Here is a 21,531-nt window from a genome sequence, read left to right as displayed (position 1 = left end):
AGCGGCGCCCACTGGCATGCGTACAGCCTCGTCTGGCGATAGTGGTTCCTGACCGATTTTACCGTCGCCTTGCAACGCATGGGGTCGCGGCGTCGGCGAAGTTGGTATGGAGAGGTCGGCAAACGTGCAGGTTTCGTGTCCAGATTCGGGCTTTTGTGACCTATCCGTGGTCGTTCCTGTCTACAACGAGGAGGCAGGGCTCGATGCGTTGGTTGCCCGCATTGTGTCTGCCAGCCAAGCGATCTTCGCCGACCGGTTCGAGCTTATTCTGGTCAATGACGGATCAACGGATGAGAGTTGGTCGGCAATTTGCCGTCAGGCTGATCGTGATCCGCGCATTGTTGCCATCGATCTGTCGCGCAATCACGGGCACCAACTGGCGCTGACTGCGGGTTTGCACCACGTCCGCGGCGATCTGGTGTTTGTGCTGGATGCGGATCTGCAGGATCCACCCGAACTTTTGGGGCCGATGCTCGATCAGCTTCGTCAGGGGTATGACGTCGTCTATGGCCAGCGCATCAAACGCAACGGCGAGACCGCGTTCAAACGCGGCTCGGCGTCGCTGTTCTACCGCATGCTTGGTGGCATGGTTGACACCCACATACCGCGCGACACCGGTGATTTCCGCCTGATTACCCGCCGGGTGGTCGACCAGCTCAACGCCATGCCTGAACGCTACCGCTTTATCCGTGGCCTGGTCAGCTTTGTCGGCTTCAACCAGATCGCCTTCCCGTATGAGCGCGATGCCCGGTTTGCAGGCGAAACCAACTATCCGCTTTCGAAAATGATTGCGCTGGCGGCTGATGCCGTAACCAGTTTCTCGGTCGTGCCGCTGCGTTTTGCCTCGCACCTTGGCATGCTCTTCGGGCTTGCCGGGCTTGTTTCGATCATGGGCATTGTCTGGATATGGATGCGCGGCGGCACAGTGGAAGGCTGGGCGAGCCTTGCAGCGCTAATCCTCATCATGGGCAGCGTTCAGTTGCTGGTGCTGGGCGTCTTCGGCGAGTATCTGGGCCGCATGTATATGGAATCCAAACGCCGACCGCTGTTCATCGTGGCCGAGGTCCGTCGCCGGGCGAGCAAATATGAAACGCCGCGCGGTATCCCGACCCCTCCGGCAGCGGACGAACCGCGGGAGAATATCCATGTTACAGGCTGAATTTGACGCCTATGTTGACGAATATGACGCACAGCACGCTGCATCAGTAAGGCTAAGCGGGGAAGATCCCGATTTCTTCGCGGCGTACAAAGCGGTGGAGGCCGCAAGGGCCATGGCGCAGGCGCGTGTTTCGCCGGCGCGCATTTTGGATTTTGGGGCAGGGCGGGGCAACTGTATCGCGCATTTGCAGCGCGAATTTCCGCAGTCTCATGTGACGGCGCTGGATGTGTCGTCACGCTCGCTCAGCCATTGCGAAGCGCGGGCAATTCGGCCGATCGATGCGGTGTGTTATGATGGGAATACCCTGCCGTTTGATACAGGGACATTCGATCTGGCGTTCACGGCCTGTGTGTTTCACCACATCCCCGCCGCCGATCACATCCGGCTTTTGGCCGACATCCGACGTACGCTGAGCCCGCAAGGGCGTTTCGTTCTGTTTGAACACAATCCCTGGAACCCGGCGACACGCCATGCCGTGTCAAACTGTCCGTTTGATGCGAATGCCGTGTTGATTTCGGCGCCCGAAATGCAACGCCGGTTCAAGGCGGCTGGTTTTACCGAAATAAGCATGCGCTGGACGTTGTTCTTCCCAGCCTTTCTGGCGCCGCTGCGCCCATTGGAAAGGTTGCTGGGTTGGCTGCCACTTGGCGCGCAATACGTTCTTGTCGCCCGCTGACGGCACAATGCAGCGTCTTGGCCGCTTTCTGCTGACCGGCATCGCCAATTCGATCGCGGGCTGGGCGGTGATCTTTGGCGGATTGTGGGCAGGATGGAGCGGTGTGGCCGCCAATGCCGCAGGGTACAGCGTCGGCCTGATCCTGTCGTTTACGTTGAACCGCCGCTTTGTGTTCGGTGTAAGCGGCGCCATTTCGGCAGGTGAAGTGGCTCGTTTTCTGGCCGCATTCGCAGCCGCGTATGGGGTGAACCTTGTCGTATTGCTGGCCGCCCAGTCGGTGCTTGGCGCCGACACGGTGCTGGCGCAATTGCCTGCAATTGCCTGTTATATCGTGATCTTCTACGTCCTGTCGCATTGGTTCGTATTCAAACCTGCGAGTGGCGAATGAACTTTGCAAACCCCGATCCGTCGCTGAACTGGCAGGATCGCTGGCCCATGATCCTTCTGATCTGTCTTGCCGCGATAATCCCGCTGCTGATGGTGAATTTCCCGCCTTTGGTCGATCTGTATGGCCATCTGGGTCGCTATGCCGTCCAGACCGATTTGGCCAACAGGCCCGAGCTTCAGCCGTTCTATTCTTATCGCTGGCAACTGATCGGCAATTTGGGGGCCGATCTGCTGGTGCAATTGCTCCACGGCGTTCTGGGCCTGGAAGGAGCGGTGCGCTTCACCGTGATACTCACGCAGCTACTGGGCGCGCTCGGCCTCCTGCTCATCGCGCGCGAAGTGCATGGCCGCATCACGCCCTTTGCTGTTGCCGCCATTCCCCTGCTTTACGGCTATCCGTTCAACTATGGATTCATCAATTATGCGCTGAGCATGGCGCTGGCGATGCTGGCATTTGTCGTCTGGTTGCGGCTTCGCCGGACGAATCGCATGACTGGTGCGCTGATATGGCTTGGCGCATCGGGCGCAGGAATATGGATCTGTCACACCTATGGGTGGGCCTTCTTTGGCCTGCTGTGCGGATCAGCGATGCTGGCGCAAGTCATCTTGGCCCGCATGCGGCCCGCTGCGGCGGTTGCGCGTATCATCGGCGCATGTTGGCCGCTGCTTCTTCCGATCATACCTATGGCAATCTGGCGGGCCGAAGCCACCGGCGCCGCGCTGTCGGGCTGGTCTTTCGTTTTCAAGTTATACTGGCTCATCTCACCGCTGCGTACGCAGTGGGAACACCTTGATATTGGATCAGTGTTCGTCATCGTTGCAGCGCTGGTGTTGATGCGCGTCCTGGTCCGGTGGTTTGTATGGGACTTGAAGATGTCATTGGCGGCAATCGTGTGCTTTGCCGCATACGCGATCCTTCCCAGCGTCGTATTCGGGTCGGCTTTTGCCGATATGCGGCTACTGCCTTATGCCTTTGCACTGGCGCTGCTCGCGGTTCGCATGCAGGCGCTTGGGCCAAAGGCCAACGCATTTGTCAGCACCGTGGCAATAGGCTTTTTTGCCGCCCGCATGGTGATCACAGGAACGGCCTACGTCGTACAGGATCGAGAGATTCAGGCTGAACTCGCCGCGCTCGACAAGATACCACAAGGTGCGCGGGTGGCGTTCTTTGTGGTGAAGCCGTGTTGGGCAGCGTGGGAATCGCCCGTGCTCGATCATATCGGCGGGGCAGCAATTGCGCGGCGCAACGCTTTTGTGAATGATCAGTGGCAGCAGCCCGGTGTGAACCCCATGACGGTGCACTACCCCGCAGCCGGACGGTTTGACCGCGACCCGTCCCATCTAACTCAGCGCGAAGATTGCAGCCACCAGATGCGGCCCAAGCTGTCGGAATCGATCTGGAGCCTGCCGCTCGACGCATTTACGCATGTCTGGATTGTGGGTGAAGTCGGCCAATCGATCTTCGTGCCGCCGCGCTTGGAACGTGTCCCCTATACGGGCGCTGGCCAGCTTTACACAGTGACGCCTTACAGCGGCGATGCACCATGAACGATCTTGCGTATCACGGTTGACTGGCTGGCTCAGCTTGCGCTTTTGCGATGGCTTCAGGCGCGCTAGGGCATGGCAATGATCAAAGTCGTTTCCGCCCCGCGCCGCATCCTTCTTGCAGGGGCAAGCGGAACGATCGGATCGGCTGTGGCGGCCCGGTTAAACGCAGAAGGGCATGCCGTGACATGTGCATCACGAGCCGCGCTGGGCGATCCGGCGTTGCTGGCTGCGACCATGGCCGATGCCCGGCCAGAGGTGGTCATATCGTGCATCGCATCGCGCAGCGGCGCACCAAAAGATGCACAATTGGTCGATTTTCAGGCCAATATTGTCCTGCTTGATGCCGCACAAACGGTTGGAGCAGCACAGTTCATCCTGTTATCCGCTATCTGCGTACAAAAGCCGCTACTGGCGTTCCAACGCGCCAAGCTCGCCTTTGAAGCGCGCCTTGTTGCCAGCGGGATTGGTTACACCATTATCCGTCCGACCGCATTCTTCAAGTCGCTGTCCGGACAGGTGAAACGGGTCAAATCGGGTAAACCATTCCTAATCTTTGGAGACGGCAACCTGACGCGGTGCAAACCCATCAGCGACCGCGATCTTGCAGGGTTCATCAGTGAGGCTATCGGTAATCCCGAGGCTGCAAACCGTATCCTACCGATTGGCGGCCCGGGCCCGGCCATCTCTTTGCGTGAACAAGGAGAAATGCTGTTTGCAGCCGCAGGTCGGCAGGCACGTTTCCGGTCTGTATCGCCGGCCATTTTCACTTGGGCCGAGCGGGCACTTCAACCGGGCGCTGGGGTGTCAGACTGGTTTGCGCAAAAGGCCGAATATGCCCGGATTGCCCGTTACTACGCGACCGAATCGATGCTGGTTCTCGACCCCGTATCGGGCCACTATTGCACTGATTTGACGCCCGAATATGGGGTGGATACACTCGCGGCGCATTACCGTGAGTTGCTGCTGGCCAGCTAAGTTGGTGCAAGCAAATTGTGGGCTCTTTAAATGCACGATGGCGAAGCTGTTGCTAATGTCATCATTTCAGCGTGCACCCGAGCCGTGCAGAATTTGCCTGATCACAGCTGCGCGAAGTGATTTACAGATATAAAAATATCTTTATATGATGCGCCTCCATGCAGATCGAAGACATCTTTAAGGCGCTTGGCGACCCTACCCGGCTGCGCATTGCGCGGTTGCTTGGGGCGATGGAATTGGCCGTTGGAGAACTTGCACAAGTTCTCGGCCAAAGTCAGCCGCGCGTTTCGCGCCATGTCGGAATCCTGTGTGACGCAGGCCTTGCCGAACGACGCCGGGAAGGCAGCTGGGTGTTTCTGCGCCAGAGCGAACCAAGCGCGCCCTTGATTGAAGCGGTCCAAAGCCTGCTCACGCTGGCCGAGACGGAAGAACCCACCTTCGCCGCGCTGTGCGACGCAGACCGCCGTAAACTCGCTGCGATCCGGGACGCCCGTGAAACGGCAGCCGAAACCTATTTTGCCCGACACGCCGGAGAGTGGGACGAATTGCGTGCGCTTCACAGCGCGGATGTTGAAGTCGAACGTCGACTGTCCGACGCGCTTGCAGATGCACCGCTTGGTGCAATGCTGGACATCGGTACGGGGACCGGGCGCATGGCCGAACTTTTTGCTGATCGCGCAGAGCGCATCGTTGCGCTGGACAAGAACCTTGAAATGCTTCGCGTCGCGCGTGCCAAGCTGCAGCACCTACCCACCGCTCAGATCGAGCTGGTGCAGGGCGATTTTGCCGATTTGCCGTTCGCGGATGCCACGTTCGATACCGTGTTGCTGCATCAAGTCTTGCATTTTGCCCCCGATCCCGCGCCTGCATTGATCGAGGCCGCCCGCGTGCTACGGAGCGGAGGGAGGATCGCGATCGTTGATTTTGCAAGCCACGATCACGAAGAATTGCGCACCCGCCATCAGCATGTCCGCTTGGGATTTGCCGATCGCCAGATGGCCGAATTGCTCGGTGCTGCCGGGTTTGTTGCCTGCCCGCCTCTGGCACTAGAAGGGGGCGCGCTGGTCGTGAAAATCTGGACCGCTACGCGCCTGCCTGCCGCCGTTACTGCCAAGATACCCGCTTTGGAAACCGCTCGATGACCCCGACGCTCGACCAACTCAACGAATACCGCACCGCGACCGATACGCCGCTGTTTTCCGGCCTGCCGGGCGATGTCGCGGTGAGCTTCGAGTTCTTCCCGCCCAAGTCTGAAAAGATGGAAGAACAGCTGTGGGATGCGGTGACGCAGCTGAAGCCGCTGGACCCGAGCTTCGTCTCGGTCACCTATGGTGCGGGCGGTTCCACCCGCGAGCGCACCCACGCCACGGTCGCGCGGATCATCTCCGAGGCCAAGCTGCCGGCGGCCGCGCATCTCACCTGTGTCGCGGCCACCAAGGCGGAAATCCGCGACGTCGCCGAACAATACTGGGAAGCGGGCGTGCGCCATATCGTCGCGCTGCGCGGGGATGCAGGCGAGCCCGGCGCGCCGTTCACGCCGCATCCCGATGGCTATGCGAGCGCCGCCGATCTGGTCGCGGGCTTGAAGGACATCGCCCCGTTCGAAGTGAGCGTGGCGGCCTATCCTGAAACCCACCCCGATGCGGTGAGCCCACAGGACGATATCGACAATCTTAAGCGCAAGCTGGACGCCGGCGCCACCCGCGCGATCAGCCAGTTCTTCTTTTCGCCCGAAGCCTTCTTCCGGTTCCGCGATGCCTGCGCCGCCGCCGGGATCGATGCCGCGATCCTGCCGGGCATCCTGCCGGTCACCAACGTCGCGCAGGCGCGCAAGTTCGCGAGCGCCTGCGGGGCGGAGTTCCCGGTGTGGATGGACGGATTGTTTGCCGGCCTCGATGAAAAGCCCGCCGCGCGCCAGCTGGTCGCCGCCACGGTCGCGGCGGAGATGTGCCGCCGGCTTTACGCAGGCGGCGTGCGCGATTTCCACTTCTACACCCTCAACCGCCCCGAGCTCGCCTATGCGATCTGCCACATGCTCGGGAAGCGTCCGCAATCGGAGCACACCGCATGAGCGCCCGCCAGCATCTCCTCGAAGCCGCCCGGACCCGCGTCTTGATCTCGGACGGCGCCTTCGGGACGCAGATCCAGAACCGCAAGTTGACCGAAGCGGATTATGCCGGTGATCTGGGCCTTGCCGCCGATCAGAAGGGCAACAACGACATCCTGGCGCTGACCCGCCCCGATGTGATCGGTGACATCACCCGCGCCTATCTCGAGGCCGGGTCGGATATCGTGTCGACCAACACCTTTTCGGCCAACCGGATCAGCCAGGCCGATTATGCCGCCGAAGCGTTGGTGGGCGATATCAACATCGCCTCGGGCCGGATCGCGCGCGCGCTGGCGGATGAATATCAGGCGAAGGATGGGCGGATGCGGTTCGTCGCCGGCGCGATCGGGCCGACCAACAAGACGCTGTCGCTCAGCCCCGATGTCGAAGATCCCGGCTACCGCGAGATCGACTTCGACGAACTCGTCGCGGTCTACAAGGAACAGGCCGCCGCGCTGATCGAGGGCGGCTGCGACTTCATCCTGATCGAAACCGTGTTCGACACGCTCAACGCCAAGGCGGGCGTCATGGCGGTCAAGCAGCTCGAGCGCGATCTGGGCCGCGAAGTGCCGGTGATGATCTCGATGACGCTGACCGACCTGTCGGGCCGCAACCTGTCGGGCCACACGGTCGAAGCCTTCTGGTACGCCGTACGCCATGCCAAGCCGGTGACCATCGGGCTCAATTGCAGCTTCGGTGCCGAGCAGCTGCGCCCGCATGTGAAGGTGCTATCGCAGATCGCCGACACCTTGCTGATGATCTATCCCAACGCGGGCCTGCCCAATGAACTCGGCGAATATGACGAGATGCCTGAGACGACCGCGGGTTTCGTCAAGGACTGGGCCGATCATGGTCAGGTGAACATTCTCGGCGGCTGTTGCGGCTCGTCGCCCGCGCACATCGCCGCCATCGCCAATGCGGTCGCCAAGAGCGAGCCGCGCAAGGTGCCTTCGCCCGAACCGGCCATGAAGCTGGCGGGGCTCGAAGCGTTCATCGCGGCCTGATCTGAACTGAAAGTTTGCAAGTGACCCAACCCACCTCCTCCGCCCGCTTCATCAACATTGGCGAGCGTACCAACGTCACCGGCTCGGCCGCGTTCAAGAAGCTGATCATGGCGGACGATTACGCCGCCGCGGTCGAAGTCGCGCGCCAGCAGGTCGAAAACGGCGCGCAGGTGATCGACGTCAACATGGACGAAGGGCTGCTCGATGCTGTCCACGCGATGACGACGTTCCTGAAACTGATCGCCGCCGAGCCCGACATCGCGCGGGTGCCGGTGATGATCGACTCGTCGAAGTTCCACGTCATCGAAGCGGGCCTCAAGTGCGTCAGCGGCAAGCCGATCGTCAATTCGATCAGCATGAAGGAGGGCGAGGCCCAGTTCCTCGAACACGCGCGCATCTGCATGGATTACGGCGCGGCCGCGGTGGTCATGGCGTTCGATGAGACCGGGCAGGCCGACACCAAGGCGCGCAAGGTCGAAATCTGCAAGCGTGCCTATGATCTGCTGGTGGCCGAAGGCTTCCCGCCCGAGGACATCATCTTCGATCCCAACATCTTCGCGGTGGCGACCGGGATCGAGGAACACAACAATTACGGCGTCGACTTCATCGAAGCGGTTCAGGAACTGCGCGAGCTGTGCCCGCACGCGCATTACTCGGGCGGGCTCTCCAACCTCTCCTTCTCGTTCCGCGGCAACGAGCCCGTGCGCCGCGCGATGCATTCGGTGTTCCTGTATCACGCCATCCCCGCCGGGCTCGACATGGCGATCGTGAACGCGGGCCAGCTCGACGTTTACGACCAGATCGACCCGGCGCTGCGCGAGGCTTGCGAGGACGTGATCCTCAACCGCGATCCGGATGCGACCGAACGGCTGATCGCGCTCGCCGAAAGCTTCAAGGGCAAGAGCGTCGCGGACGAAAAGGCCGCCGAGGAATGGCGCGGTTGGGCGGTGAAAAAGCGGCTGGAGCACGCGCTGGTCAAGGGCATCGACGCGCATATCGTCGACGATACCGAAATCATGCGCGCCGCGATTGCCGAGGCCGGCGGCCGCCCGATCGAAGTGATCGAAGGCCCGCTGATGGACGGCATGAACGTGGTCGGCGACCTGTTCGGCAGCGGCAAGATGTTCCTGCCCCAAGTGGTCAAATCCGCCCGCGTGATGAAGAAGGCGGTCGCCCACCTCATCCCCTATATCGAGGCCGAGAAGGACCTGCTGCCCGAGGAAGAACGCAAGGCCAAGGGCAAGATCATCATGGCGACGGTGAAGGGCGATGTGCACGACATCGGCAAGAACATCGTCGGCGTGGTGCTGCAGTGCAACGGCTACGACGTGATCGATCTGGGCGTCATGGTGCCCTGGCCGACGATCCTGGCATCCGCCAACGACAACAAGGCCGACATGATCGGGCTGTCGGGCCTGATCACGCCGTCATTGGACGAGATGGTGACCGTGGCCGAGGAAATGCAGCGTGCGGGGATGACCATGCCGCTGCTGATCGGCGGCGCGACCACCAGCAAGGTTCACACCGCGCTGCGGATCGACCCGGCTTACGAAGGCCCGGTGATCCACGTGCTCGACGCCAGCCGCGCGGTCGGTGTGGCTTCCAAGCTGCTCTCCGACACCCAGCGCGATGATTACGTCGCGCAGGTCGAGGATGACTATATCGCGGTGCGCGATGCGCGTGCGGGCAAGACGGTGAGCGCGCTGCTCAGCTTGGCCGAAGCACGCGGCAATGCCTTTCCGACCGATTACGCCGAGAAGCCCGCCGCGCCGGCGCAGCCCGGCTTGCACGTGTTCGATGATTGGAGCCTTGCGCATCTGCGGGACTTTATCGACTGGACGCCGTTCTTCCGCGCCTGGGAGCTCCACGGCAATTACCCCGCGATCCTCACCGACGAGGTGGTGGGCGAAACCGCGACCCAGCTTTTCGCCGATGCAAATGACATGCTCGACCGGATCATCGCGGAAAGGTGGCTGACCGCGCGCGGCGTAGTGGGCCTGTGGCCGTGCGGTCGCGATGGCGACGACATCGTGCTGGACAACGGCGCGCGCCTGCCGATGCTGCGTCAGCAGGTCAAGAAATCGCGTGACCGTGCCAATATGTGCCTCGCCGATTTCATCGATCCCTCGGGCGACTGGATCGGTGGCTTTGCGGTCGGCATCCACGGGATCGACGAGCACTCGGCGCGGTTCCAGGCCGACAAGGACGATTATTCCGACATCCTGTTGAAGGCACTGGCCGACCGCTTTGCCGAGGCTTTCGCCGAAGCGCTGCACCAGCATGTCCGCACCACGCTGTGGGCCTATGCACCGGACGAACAATTCACCGGCGAAGCGCTGATCAAGGAAGAATACCGCGGTATCCGCCCCGCACCGGGCTATCCCGCCTGCCCCGATCACTCCTTGAAGCCGATCCTGTTCGACCTGCTCGATGCGCCGGCCACCACCGGGCTGACGCTGACCGAAAGCTTCGCGATGTGGCCGACTGCGGCGGTCAGCGGCTTCTACTTCGCGCACCCCGAAGCGGCCTATTTCGGCGTTGCGCGCGTCGGCCCGGATCAGGTTGCCGAATATGCGGAACGTCGCGGTGTTGACGTGGCGACGGCAGAGCGTTGGCTGCGGCCCAATCTCGACTGATTGAGATGGGGGGGGCGGCAAAGGCGGGAGCGATTTCTGCACTGAAATTGCATAGGCGGACCGCCGCATGATCCTTGATGGCACGACACCGCGCCGCGCAGTGCTTCCTTCAGGGCGCTTGGTCTGGATAGGCGGCCTCGTTGTTTTTGCCGCGTATGTCATTCTCGCATCCATGGTGCCCGCAGAACCTGCTTTATTGGAGCGATTGTGGTTCCTGCCGGGGGTGGGCGTAGCCGGAGCGATTATCGCCAACACGTCGGGCACAGGGGGCGGGGTCGTGTTCGTCCCTGTCTTCAATGCCTTGCGCGAGCTGGGTGTGATGACCGTCGCCCCGCTGGGGGTTGTGGGTGTCTCCATGGCGATCCAGAGCTTCGGGATGACGATGGGCAGTTTGCGGTGGACCGATCGTTTGTTGCACCAGCCTGCGCCCGGCCCGCTTGAAGAGCGAGTGCGATTGAAGGACTTTGCGACTGTCGTGCTGGCGGTGCTGGCCTTGTCGCTACCCGCAATGCTCGCCACGCAGAGGTTCACCGAATTCAATCAGCGCGATGTGCTGATGGCCTACAAGGGTTTCTCGATCCTGCTGGGCACAGGCCTGATCGCCGCAACATGGACCTTCAACGCGGCCCGGCCTGAACGCTGCGAATTGGCGCGGCACGACCTTATCGTGTTGCTGGCGCTGGCTATCCCCGGCGGGATGATCACCGCGCTGTTTTCGGTCGGCATAGGAGAACTGGTCGCCCTCTATCTGTTCATTCGGCACTATCCCGTTCTGCTTTGCACAGGTGCAGCCTGTGTCATATCAGCGGTAAGCTGCATTGCCGGGGTGGCGTGGCATATCGACGCTGGCACCATTGTCTGGGAAGTGCTGTTGCTGGCCGCACCGGGGGCGGTTCTGGGCGGTTTTCTGGCCCGCGACATCGCGCTGTGGCTGGGTGCCAAGCGGCTCAAGACCCTGGATGGCGGCTGGATCGTGCTGTCCGCGCTCTATTTGCTGTGGCTGAATGCCAAATAAGCCATTCTGACCCGATTGACGCGGTGCAGCAAATCGCGCATCGCCGCGAGGTCTTCCGCCGCAGAAGCGATTCTGTTGCGGGCAGGCGAGCGGGAGAGCCCGATGCCCTTTAACCGGGGCAAAGGCGCCGAAGGAGCAACCGCCCCGGAAACTCTCAGGCCAACGGACCGCTCGGCTGTGTGACACTCTGGAAAGCGTCTCTCGCCTTCAGGCAAGGGGCCACCGAAGGGGAGGTGCTGCGCTACATTGGCGTTTGCTCCGAAGCTCTCAGGTCCACCCGACAGAGGGGGCAGTATCGTGGCGGTGCGCGTGCGCATCGTCGGACTGCCGTTTCTGCTTGCCGGGTGCCTCTCATGACCGACCACGACGCCGCCGAAGATCACCTTGAAGACATCCCGTTGGATGCGCTGCCGCTCGACGCATGGCATCGCGCACGCGGCGCTCGCATGGTGCCCTTCGCGGGATATGAAATGCCGATCCAGTATACCGGTCCGTTTGGTGGCATCGTTGCCGAACACAACTGGACGCGTGAGAACGCCGGCCTGTTCGACGTGAGTCACATGGGACAGCTGCTGCTATCCGGTCCCGGGCTGGATGAAGCGGTCGAAGCCGTGTTGCCGATCGATCTGTCAACGCTGAAGCTTGGCCAGCAACGCTATTCGCTGCTGCTGGACGAAGACGGCGGCGTGCTGGATGACCTGATGGTTTCGCGCTGGCCCGATGCGTTGTATCTCGTAGTCAACGGGGCGACCAAGTGGGACGACATGGGCACGCTGCGCGAAGCATTGCCCGACGACATCACGCTGAACTACCTTGATGATCGCGCATTGCTGGCCTTGCAAGGACCCAAGGCAGGCGATGCGCTCGCTCGGCATGCAACCGGCGACTATCCGTTGTCGGCGCTCACCTTCATGAAGTTCAGCCGGTTCCAGATCGCGGGCCATGATGTCACCATCGCACGCGCAGGGTATACTGGCGAAGATGGGTTCGAAATCTCGCTCCCGGCCGATGCCGCCGCGCAGATTGCCAATTTGCTCTGCGCCGAACCCGAGGTGAAGCCCATTGGCCTCGGCGCGCGCGATTCGCTGCGGTTGGAGGCGGGATTGCCGCTTTACGGCCATGACATGAGCCCCGACACTTCGCCCATCGAAGCAGGGCTGATCTTCGGCATAAACAAGCGCCGCCGTTCGGAAGGCGGCTTCCCGGGCGCTGACCGCATCATCCGTGAAATTCATGAAGGCACCGCGCGCAAATGGGTCGGGCTGAACATCGTAGGTCGCCTGCCCGCCCGCGAAGGCGCCGAGGTGTTCAAAGGCGCTGACCACATCGGCACGGTCACCAGCGGCGGCTTTTCGCCAACCTTGGGTGCGCCCATCGCCATGGCTTACGTCGCAAGCGAACAGGCGGCGCCCGGAACCGCGCTTGAAGTGGAAGTGCGAGGCAAGCGCCTTGCCGCCACCGTTTCGCCCACACCTTTCGTACCCCACCGCTACTACCGAGGGAGCTGACCGATGCGCTATTTCACTGACGAACATGAATGGGTCGATGTTGACGGGGACGTCGCAACAGTCGGCATCACCGATTATGCGCAGGGCCAATTGGGCGACATCGTTTTTGTGGAACTTCCCACTGTCGGGACAGCTGTCGAAAAGGGCAAGGACGCTGCTGTAGTGGAAAGCGTCAAGGCTGCCTCGGATGTGTACGCGCCGATCAACGGCGAAGTCACCGAAATCAACGGCGCGCTCGAAGACGATCCGTCGCTGGTCAACACCGCGCCAGAGGGCGAGGGCTGGTTCTTCAAGATGACCATCGGTGATGCAGCGCAGCTTGAAGGTTTGATGGACGAAGCTGGTTACAAGGCCTTCGTTGACGGTCTGTAATCGATCGGACGGCACATGACGCATGGGCCGTCCCCCCGCCCACAATTAACCGACGGCCTTGTATTCATGATCAAGGCGTTCGCCTGACCTCTTACGTTCCCACCCCAGCCACGGAAAAAAGACCACGCCCATGCGCTATCTTCCTCTCACCGACACTGACCGGCAGGATATGCTGGCAAAGATCGGCGCTGCGAGCGTCGATGACCTGTTCGTTGATGTGCCCGAAGTGGCCCGTCTGGACGGCCCGATCCACGGTTTGCCAATGCACGCCTCCGAAATGGCGGTCGAGCGCCATATGAAAGCGCTGGCGGCCAAGAACTTGGTGGCAGGCGATGTGCCGTTTTTCCTTGGTGCCGGCGCGTACCGCCACCATGTGCCCGCCAGCGTAGACACGATCATCCAGCGCGGCGAATTTCTGACGGCCTATACGCCTTACCAGCCAGAAATTGCCCAAGGCACCTTGCAGGTCTTGTTCGAGTTCCAGACCCAGGTTGCGCGGCTTTATGGCTGCGCGGTGGCCAATGCCTCGCTTTATGATGGTTCGACTGCATGCTGGGAAGCGGTCGCGATGGCGACTCGCGTGACCAAACGCAAGCGGGCGGTGCTGTCAGGTGCGCTGCACCCCCATTACGCGCAGGTGGTCAAGACCATGGCGCACTTCACCGGCGACACCATCGCCGATGCGCAACCCGCGATCACTGCGGAGCCTGACCTTGAAGGGCTTATGGCGCGAATTGATGACGAGACAGCCTGCGTCGTCGTGCAGTACCCGGATATCCTTGGCCGGATCAGTGATCTTACCGCTGTAGCAGAGGCGGCGCATGCCAAGGGCGCTCTGCTGGTTGTGGTCAACACCGAACCGGTCGCCCTGGGAGCGATCAAAAGCCCGGGTGAAATGGGTGCGGATATCGTTGTGGGCGAAGGCCAGGCGCTGGGCGTCGGTCTGCAATTCGGCGGGCCGTACCTCGGCCTGTTCGCCGTGCGCGATCCCAAGCATGTGCGCCAGATGCCGGGCCGCCTGTGCGGCGAGACGACGGATGCCGAAGGCAAGCGCGGCTTCGTGCTAACGCTGTCGACCCGCGAACAGCATATCCGGCGCGAGAAGGCGACCAGCAACATCTGCACCAATTCGGGCCTGTGTGCGCTAGCATTTACTGTCCACATGACGCTGCTGGGTGAAACCGGTCTGCGCCAGTTGGCGGCAGAAAATCATCGATTGGCCTGCCTGGCCGCAGATCGGCTGGCCAAGGTGCCCGGCATCGAAGTGCTCAATAATGCCTTCTTCAACGAATTCACGGTGATGTTGCGCGGCAAGCCTGCACGCGAAATCGTCCGCGATCTGGCGGATCGCGGCGTCTTGGGCGGGGTGTCATTGGGGCGGCTCTATCCGGGTGTCGAGGCGTTGGAACACGCACTGCTTGTTGCTGTGACCGAAACCACCACTGAAGAGGACATCGAACGGCTCGCCACGGAACTGGAAGCCAGCATCAAGGAGACCGTGTGATGAACGCCCCCAACCAGTCCGGCTGGAAGCCTGCCATGACCCTTTCCGAAGACGGGATGCACAACGGGCCTGCCACTACCACTGGCAACCGTGCGCTGATGCTTGAAGAGCCTTTGCTCTTTGAAATCGGCCGAGCGGATGTGACGGGTGTGGACCTGCCGCCGGTCAATGCGAACGCGCCCACGCGGCTCGGCGGTCTTGCACGTAGCGAGGCCATCGGCCTTGTCGGTCTGACCGAACCTGAAACTGTGCGCCATTACACCCGCCTCAGCCGCCAGAATTACGGGATCGACCTTGGCTTCTTCCCGCTCGGCAGTTGCACGATGAAGCACAACCCGCGCTTGAACGAGAAAATGGCGCGGCTTCCCGGATTTGCCGACATCCACCCGCTGGCTCCGCAATCGACCGTGCAAGGCGCGCTTGAAGTTGTCCACCAGCTTGGCGGCTGGCTCTGCACACTTACCGGAATGCCGGCGGTCGCGATGAGCCCCAAGGCGGGCGCGCATGGCGAATTGTGCGGCATCCTTGCAATCCGCGCAGCCCACGAAGCCCGCGGCGATGCGCGAGAAGTGGTGCTGGTGCCCGAAAGCGCTCATGGCACCAACCCTGCCACGGCGGCCTTCGCAGGCTACCGGGTGGAAGATATCCCCGCAACGCCCGAAGGACGCGTCGATGTGGACGCCTTGAAGGCAAGACTGGGCCCCGATGTGGCCGGGGTCATGATCACCAATCCGAATACCTGCGGATTGTTCGAAAAGGATTTCCGGGAAATCGCCGATGCCGTCCACGCTGCTGGCGGGTACGTCTATTGCGACGGGGCCAACTTTAACGCCATCGTCGGCAAGGTGCGCCCCGGCGATCTGGGCGTCGATGCGATGCACATCAACCTGCACAAGACCTTCTCCACCCCGCACGGCGGCGGCGGGCCGGGTTCTGGGCCGGTCGTGCTGTCCGAAGCGCTCGCGCCCTATGCCCCGCTGCCCTTCGTACGCAAGGACGAAGCTGGCGGCTTCTATCTCGTCGAGGAAGAAGATGGCGAGGAATGCGGGCCGACTTTCGGCCGCATGACCGCCTTCCACGGGCAGATGGGGATGTTCACCCGCGCGCTCACCTACATGCTCAGCCACGGCGCCGATGGCCTGAAGCAGGTGGCCGAGGACGCGGTGCTCAACGCCAATTACATCCTGCGTTCGATGGAAGACATCCTGCACGCGCCTTTCGCTGACAGCGGACCCTGCATGCACGAAGCTTTGTTCGGAGATAAGGACTTCACAGAAGGGCTGACGACACTCGATGTGGCGAAGGGTCTGATTGACGAAGGCTATCACCCGATGACCGTCTATTTCCCGCTGGTGGTCCACGGCGCAATGTTGGTCGAGCCTACGGAGACCGAAAGCAAGGCCGCCATTGACCAGTTCATCACCGCCTTCCGTGCAGTGGTTACGCGGGCGCTGGACGGGGACGAAGCGTTGAAGCAGGCGCCGTACTACGCGCCCCGGCGTCGGCTTGATGAGACAGGCGCGGCGCGCAAGCCAAAGCTTGCCTACGAAGGATAGGCTTCAGCGTTCGGGGGGCGCGGTGGGCTTCAGGTCATCGTCGTCCCCCGGAACGACTACAATGCGGAACTGTTTGAGATTCATGATCGCCAGATAGAAGCCCACCACGGTCAGCACGCTTGATCCCAGCACGGCAAACCCAGCGCCCTGTGCGCCTTTCCAATCGATTGCCAGTTCCAGCATGACCAATGCAAGAACCGTTGGAAACAGCCGGACCAGAAAGGCAACATGCGCCTTTCCTGCCGACACCAGCAGGGATTCCAGACTGGCGCCCACCAGTTCGACTGCGCCGGCTATACTCAGGATGATCATGGCCCAGTAAAACCCGGTAAATTCCGTTCCTGCGATCAGCGCAAGCCCAGGGCGGCCGACCATAATGGCTGTGATGACCGCAGTGACGCCGGCAATTGCAGCGATGTTGGCCATGCGCCGCGCGATATCGACGGCCCCGTCACGCGACTGGACCAGTTCTGGCAAGATCGCCTTCGATATTGTCTGCGCCAGCGCGATCAACGCCACACCCAACTGGTTGGCAATCCGGAAACCGCCCGCCAGATAAGCGCCGCCAAAGGTGCCTACCAACAAGATCATCACCTGTTTGCCTGCCACAGCAAGACTGCCTGACATGTTGGTCGACAGTACAAACTTCCATGTTCCCTTGTGCCTTGAGGGTATTGTTCGCAGGCTTATCGACGCCAAGGTGACAGGCTGTACGCGCAAGGCCACGGCCCAGAGCGCAAGTGCTGTTGCCACTTCGGACGCAGCGAAGGCGAGTATAAAGCCAGTGACATCCGGCATCAACCACCACGCCAGCAAGGTGCCACCAGTGCGAATGACCGGTTGAACGGCTTCGGCCCCTGTGGCCTTTCCGTATTCGGAATGCAGGCGAAGCATCCCGGTTGGCGTGGTGCGGATCGCCAGAAGCGATACTGCGCAATAAGCAAACGTCAGCCACATCAGTTCCGGCGGGACATCAAGCCACAGCGGCGCGGTCAGCACCAGAACGGCAGACGCCATTGTTCCGACAATGACGGAAACACCATCCAGCGCGACCGCAAAGCCCGTTGCTTCGCGCGCCCGGTCGATATCGACACCGGGTTGAAGCGGATTTGCGCCCCATCGGACGATGAACTGCCAGGTCTGGAAGCTGGAAAAGCCCGTGACCGCTTGGCCAAGCGCGATAATAAGTGCGAACTGGCCGAAGCCCACGGTGCCCAATGTGCGCGCGGTGATGGCCAGATAGACGAGGCTCAACACCGCGTTGAAACCGCGCCCTCCCAATAGCCAGCCCATATTGGCGAAAACCTGCTTCATGCGGTGTCCCGTGCAGCGTTCAGCAGGTCGCCCAAAGGCTGGCGGCGGGCAGGGGCAGTTTTACCATAGCGGGCCGCCCTTAGCCGCAAATCATGCATCACGCCAAGCGGTCATGATGTTTAGCTTGCAACATATGAGCGGCGAAGCCTTGGCGCCTGATTATTTTGCGCAGCGTTTGCGCAAAATACCCTGCGAACTTTCAGGCTTGGTCGCATCGGTAATGCGAAGCCGCTCGCCAGCAGAGGTGGCTTCAAGTGACAGACGGCTGGGCTGAACCCATGTTTCACCTTCCCCCTCCATCACCAGATCGACAATGGCATCATCCCCATCGCTGCCCATGCCGGACACCTCGCCGACACTTTCGAAATACTCGATCCGGCGTGCGGCGATTTCAACCCGCGTATCCGATGAAGCATCACAGTTTCCAGCAATCGCATCCCATATGCCGTGGAAGCGTGCAGGAATTTCTCCAGCAGTAGCGTTCGCATCAGTCTGCGTCTTGGCCTGAACTCCAATATCACCATCGGGTTCAACCGAAATCGCGGTTTCGGCCGGGCTATCGGGCGTGGGTTCTGCCTGCCGCTCGCAGGCGGTCAGGACCATAGCTAGGGCGATGACGAGAAGGCTGCGCATCATGCCTACCCCATCGTCGGGATGACGAAGGCATTCGACCCATCACCGCCGCCATCGGGCCAACGTTGAGTGATCTTCTTGTTCTTGGTCCAAAACCGCAGACCTTCGGTGCCGTACTGGTCGATGTCACCAAAACCCGAACGCTTCCACCCGCCAAAGCTATGGTAGGCGACCGGCACCGGGATTGGCACATTGATGCCGACCATGCCAACATTGACCCGCGCAGCAAACTCACGCGCGGCGTGGCCGTTGCGGGTGAAGATCGCGACGCCGTTGCCATACTGGTGCTCGCTGGGCAGGCGGACCGCTTCCTCAAAGTTCTTGGCACGAACGATCTGGAGCACGGGTCCGAAGATCTCCTCTTGATAGGAGGTCATCTGGGGGGTCACATGGTCGATCAGCGTCGGGCCGACGAAAAAGCCCTTTTCGTGGCCCTGTAACGAGAAGCCGCGACCGTCGACGACGATTTCGGCGCCCTCTTCCTCGGCGGTGGTGATCCACTGTTCAATCCGCGCTTTGTGTTCGGGCGTGACGACCGGGCCGTAATCCGCGTCGGGATCGTTGGAGACGCCGATGCGCAAGGCGGCGATCGACTTGAGCAGCTTTGCCTTGAGCCGCTCTGCCGTCTCCTCACCAACCGGCACCACCACCGGCAGCGCCATGCAGCGTTCGCCTGCTGAACCGAACGCCGCGCCGGTCAGGTCATTCACCACCTGATCGAGATCGGCGTCAGGCAAGACAATCCCGTGATTCTTCGCGCCACCAAAAGCCTGCACGCGCTTGTTGTTCGCAGACCCGCGCGCATAGATGTATTGGGCGATATCGGAGCTACCGACGAAGCTGATTGCTGCAATATCAGGGTGATCGATTATCGCATCGACCATTTCCTTGTCGCCATGGACGACTTGAAGAAGGCCCTCAGGAGCGCCGGCTTCGACAAACAATTCGGCCAATCGCATGGGAACCGAAGGATCGCGCTCCGATGGCTTCAGGATAAAGGCGTTGCCCGCAGCGCAAGCCATGCCGAACATCCACATCGGGATCATGGCCGGGAAGTTGAACGGGGTGATCCCCGCACCAATGCCAAGCGGCTGGCGCACCGAATAGACGTCGATCCCGGGTCCGGCGCCGTGGGTGTATTCACCCTTCATCACTTGCGGGATGCCGCAAGCATATTCGATTACTTCCAAACCGCGCTGCACGTCACCCTTGGCGTCGGGCACGGTCTTGCCATGTTCGGATGAAAGCATTTCGGCGAGGCTTTGCATGTTGGCTTCTACCAACGCCTTGAATGCAAACATCACCCGCGCACGGCGCTGCGGATTGGTGGCGGCCCATTCCGGCTGGACGCGCTTGGCGGTTTCCACCGCACGAGCCAGCAAAGCACCATCGCCGAGTACGACTTCGGCCTGAACTTCGCCGGTCGAAGGATTCCAGATCTTGTGTTTGCGGGTTGGGGCGGGGCAGTCACCGACGATGAAATGGTCGATCTGACGCAGGGTTTGGGTCATGGGGAAAGCTCTCCTGTATGGCGGTTCCCATGCCTCCCATAGACTGCCCATGCAACCCTTCGCACCTCCGCGACCCGCCTTACGGGGCAGATCGAATTGCGGTCAGGTCAGTCTGATCAATGGGTTCATCGGGCCGATTGCCCATGCCAGTCCTCTCGCGTTATTGCGATTGATTATCATTGACAGTTCCGTCCTGCAGAGATAGCGGCGTCTTGCGATCGGGCCTTGCCCCCAAATTTCGCCACTTGCGGAGACGATGTGAAGCGTTCCACCATCAAGGTCTGGTTTTACGTTCACAAATGGACGGGTCTTGCGTCTACCCTGTTCTTGCTGATGCTGTGCGTCACGGGTCTGCCGTTGATTTTCCATGACGAAATCGATGCGATTGTGGGTGAGGATTACGATGCGCAGCTGGCTGGCGCACCGTCCGCGCAAGGGGGGCTGCCGCTTGATGTGATGTTGTCGCAGGCACTTGCGCAAAAACCAGATCAAGTGCCGCTGTTCATGGCATTCAGCAACGATAGCTCGCTGCTGACAGTCACCACCGGGCCAAGCGCCGATGCTGCCGAAGCTGATATGACATTGCTTTTCCTTGACCGGGCAACCGGCAAAGCGATCGGCCCTGCGCCCAGCGGCGGGATCATGGATGTCATTCTTTCGCTCCATGTCGATCTCTTTCTGGGCCTGCCGGGAATGCTGTTCCTTGGATCAATGGGGCTGCTTTTTGTCATTGCGCTGATTTCGGGCGCTGTGCTCTACGCACCCTTCATGCGCCGCCTGCAATTCGGGACGCTGCGCACGCGTAAAAGCCAACGCGTGAAACGGCTGGATCAGCACAATCTTTTGGGAATTGTAACGCTGGGCTGGGCGTTGGTCGTCGGGTTGACGGGCGTCATCAACACACTGGCAGACCCGCTTACCGCGCAGTGGCAAAACGGCGAATTGGCCGCGATGACGGCGAAGTATGCCGGAGTGGCACCTGTTGCGCCGGATCAATACGCGTCGCTCGACAATGCAATGATCTCTGCGCAGGCCGCGCTTCCGGGCCGTGATCCGCAGTTTATTGCCTTTCCGGGCGGAGCATTCAGCACCGGGCATCACTATGCCGTATTCTTTCAGGGGGACAGCCCTGCAACGCAGTTTCTTTTGACCCCGGCCCTGATCGATGCACGCAATGCGACGCTTACGGATGCGGGCGATATGCCGAAGCTCAACCAGGCATTGATGCTGTCCAAACCCCTTCATTTCGGAGACTATGGAGGGCTTGCGCTCAAGATACTGTGGGCATTGCTCGATCTGGCGACGATCTGGGTCTTGTGGACCGGCGTTCTGCTATGGCTGCGGCGTGAGCCGGGCCGGGTGGATCGGCGGATCGATGAGATTGCGACCGGCGCTATGGCGCGTGCCTCATCATGAGCAACCTTGCCCCTTCTCACGCGGGTTCGCGCACCAGACACCGCAATCTCGGACAGATATTCGCTGTGCCGCTGGCCTTGCTGACGGCTTCCCTTGCAGGTTTGATTTGGGGCCTGTTGGACGACGGCTGGACCGATCTTGCCGCCGCGCTCCTGCTTTCAGCCCCTCTTCTTGCAGCCTGTGCGGCATGGCGCGGGCGAGGCTGACGGC

At 61.3% G+C, this 21,531-nt stretch carries 19 protein-coding genes and 1 riboswitch; of the genes, 16 read left to right on the top strand and 3 right to left on the bottom strand.

Going from position 1 to position 21,531, the window contains the following annotated elements:
* Positions 1-166 precede the first annotated feature (166 nt).
* The 14 genes from SJY33_RS09310 (at position 167) to gcvPB (ending at position 16,447) form a co-directional block, all read left to right on the top strand.
* On the top strand, positions 167-1,159 hold the full coding sequence (locus SJY33_RS09310) for a glycosyltransferase family 2 protein (RefSeq protein WP_379922485.1): 993 nt from the start codon (positions 167-169) through the stop codon (positions 1,157-1,159).
* Entirely contained in the window at positions 1,146-1,835 is a 690-nt protein-coding gene (locus tag SJY33_RS09305; RefSeq protein WP_379922484.1) for a class I SAM-dependent methyltransferase, read from the top strand. Before SJY33_RS09310 ends, SJY33_RS09305 begins: the two co-directional genes overlap by 14 nt.
* Positions 1,822-2,223, top strand: coding sequence for a GtrA family protein (locus tag SJY33_RS09300; protein WP_379922483.1), 402 nt, complete (start codon positions 1,822-1,824; stop codon positions 2,221-2,223). The genes SJY33_RS09305 and SJY33_RS09300 overlap by 14 nt, the downstream gene beginning before the upstream one ends.
* Complete coding sequence (locus tag SJY33_RS09295; protein ID WP_379922482.1) at positions 2,220-3,770, top strand: hypothetical protein; 1,551 nt, start codon at positions 2,220-2,222, stop codon at positions 3,768-3,770. Before SJY33_RS09300 ends, SJY33_RS09295 begins: the two co-directional genes overlap by 4 nt.
* A gap of 72 nt (positions 3,771-3,842) precedes the next feature.
* A complete protein-coding gene (locus SJY33_RS09290) occupies positions 3,843-4,745 on the top strand; it encodes an NAD(P)H-binding protein (RefSeq protein ID WP_379922481.1) in 903 nt (300 codons plus the stop codon).
* Between the two features lie 158 nt (positions 4,746-4,903).
* Positions 4,904-5,887 carry an ArsR/SmtB family transcription factor gene (locus SJY33_RS09285; RefSeq protein ID WP_379922480.1) on the top strand — a complete coding sequence of 328 codons (984 nt, stop codon included), beginning with the start codon at positions 4,904-4,906 and terminating at the stop codon, positions 5,885-5,887.
* The gene (metF, locus tag SJY33_RS09280) at positions 5,884-6,816 is read left to right on the top strand and encodes a methylenetetrahydrofolate reductase [NAD(P)H] (protein WP_379922479.1); all 933 of its coding nucleotides are present in this window, start codon (positions 5,884-5,886) and stop codon (positions 6,814-6,816) included. Before SJY33_RS09285 ends, metF begins: the two co-directional genes overlap by 4 nt.
* Positions 6,813-7,856, top strand: coding sequence for a homocysteine S-methyltransferase family protein (locus tag SJY33_RS09275; protein ID WP_379922478.1), 1,044 nt, complete (start codon positions 6,813-6,815; stop codon positions 7,854-7,856). Before metF ends, SJY33_RS09275 begins: the two co-directional genes overlap by 4 nt.
* Positions 7,857-7,876: 20 nt before the next feature.
* Positions 7,877-10,492, top strand: a complete 2,616-nt coding sequence (gene metH / locus SJY33_RS09270; protein WP_379922477.1) for a methionine synthase — start codon at positions 7,877-7,879, stop codon at positions 10,490-10,492.
* 67 nt (positions 10,493-10,559) lie between these two features.
* The gene (locus tag SJY33_RS09265; protein ID WP_379922476.1) at positions 10,560-11,507 is read left to right on the top strand and encodes a sulfite exporter TauE/SafE family protein; all 948 of its coding nucleotides are present in this window, start codon (positions 10,560-10,562) and stop codon (positions 11,505-11,507) included.
* 80 nt (positions 11,508-11,587) lie between these two features.
* Positions 11,588-11,687, top strand: a riboswitch (glycine riboswitch).
* Between the two features lie 173 nt (positions 11,688-11,860).
* Positions 11,861-13,015, top strand: a complete 1,155-nt coding sequence (gcvT, locus tag SJY33_RS09260) for a glycine cleavage system aminomethyltransferase GcvT (RefSeq protein ID WP_379922475.1) — start codon at positions 11,861-11,863, stop codon at positions 13,013-13,015.
* Between the two features lie 3 nt (positions 13,016-13,018).
* A complete protein-coding gene (gene gcvH, locus SJY33_RS09255; protein WP_379922474.1) occupies positions 13,019-13,387 on the top strand; it encodes a glycine cleavage system protein GcvH in 369 nt (122 codons plus the stop codon).
* Positions 13,388-13,517: 130 nt separating this feature from the next.
* Positions 13,518-14,891 (top strand): aminomethyl-transferring glycine dehydrogenase subunit GcvPA, encoded by a 1,374-nt coding sequence (gcvPA, locus tag SJY33_RS09250; RefSeq protein WP_379922473.1) that lies wholly within the window; start codon positions 13,518-13,520, stop codon positions 14,889-14,891.
* Positions 14,891-16,447, top strand: coding sequence for an aminomethyl-transferring glycine dehydrogenase subunit GcvPB (gene gcvPB / locus SJY33_RS09245; RefSeq protein WP_379922472.1), 1,557 nt, complete (start codon positions 14,891-14,893; stop codon positions 16,445-16,447). The genes gcvPA and gcvPB overlap by 1 nt, the downstream gene beginning before the upstream one ends.
* 3 nt (positions 16,448-16,450) lie before the next feature.
* Here gcvPB and SJY33_RS09240 read toward each other — a convergent pair whose 3' ends face one another.
* The 3 genes from SJY33_RS09240 to SJY33_RS09230 form a co-directional block, all read right to left on the bottom strand.
* Positions 16,451-17,761 carry a lipopolysaccharide biosynthesis protein gene (locus SJY33_RS09240; protein WP_379922471.1) on the bottom strand — a complete coding sequence of 437 codons (1,311 nt, stop codon included), beginning with the start codon at positions 17,759-17,761 and terminating at the stop codon, positions 16,451-16,453.
* A 159-nt stretch (positions 17,762-17,920) separates the two neighbouring features.
* Positions 17,921-18,397 (bottom strand): hypothetical protein, encoded by a 477-nt coding sequence (locus SJY33_RS09235; RefSeq protein WP_379922470.1) that lies wholly within the window; start codon positions 18,395-18,397, stop codon positions 17,921-17,923.
* Between the two features lie 2 nt (positions 18,398-18,399).
* Positions 18,400-19,893: a CoA-acylating methylmalonate-semialdehyde dehydrogenase gene (locus tag SJY33_RS09230; RefSeq protein ID WP_379923560.1), complete on the bottom strand. Its 1,494-nt coding sequence runs from the start codon at positions 19,891-19,893 to the stop codon at positions 18,400-18,402.
* Between the two features lie 270 nt (positions 19,894-20,163).
* On the opposite strand from SJY33_RS09230, the gene SJY33_RS09225 reads away from it, so the two are divergent.
* A complete protein-coding gene (locus tag SJY33_RS09225; RefSeq protein WP_379922469.1) occupies positions 20,164-21,321 on the top strand; it encodes a PepSY-associated TM helix domain-containing protein in 1,158 nt (385 codons plus the stop codon).
* A complete protein-coding gene (locus SJY33_RS09220) occupies positions 21,318-21,527 on the top strand; it encodes a hypothetical protein (protein WP_379922468.1) in 210 nt (69 codons plus the stop codon). The genes SJY33_RS09225 and SJY33_RS09220 overlap by 4 nt, the downstream gene beginning before the upstream one ends.
* The last annotated feature ends 4 nt before the right edge of the window (positions 21,528-21,531 follow it).

This window comes from Erythrobacter sp. R86502, assembly GCF_042466465.1.
Taxonomy (GTDB): domain Bacteria; phylum Pseudomonadota; class Alphaproteobacteria; order Sphingomonadales; family Sphingomonadaceae; genus Erythrobacter.
This window is presented reverse-complemented; position numbering and strand designations above follow the sequence as displayed.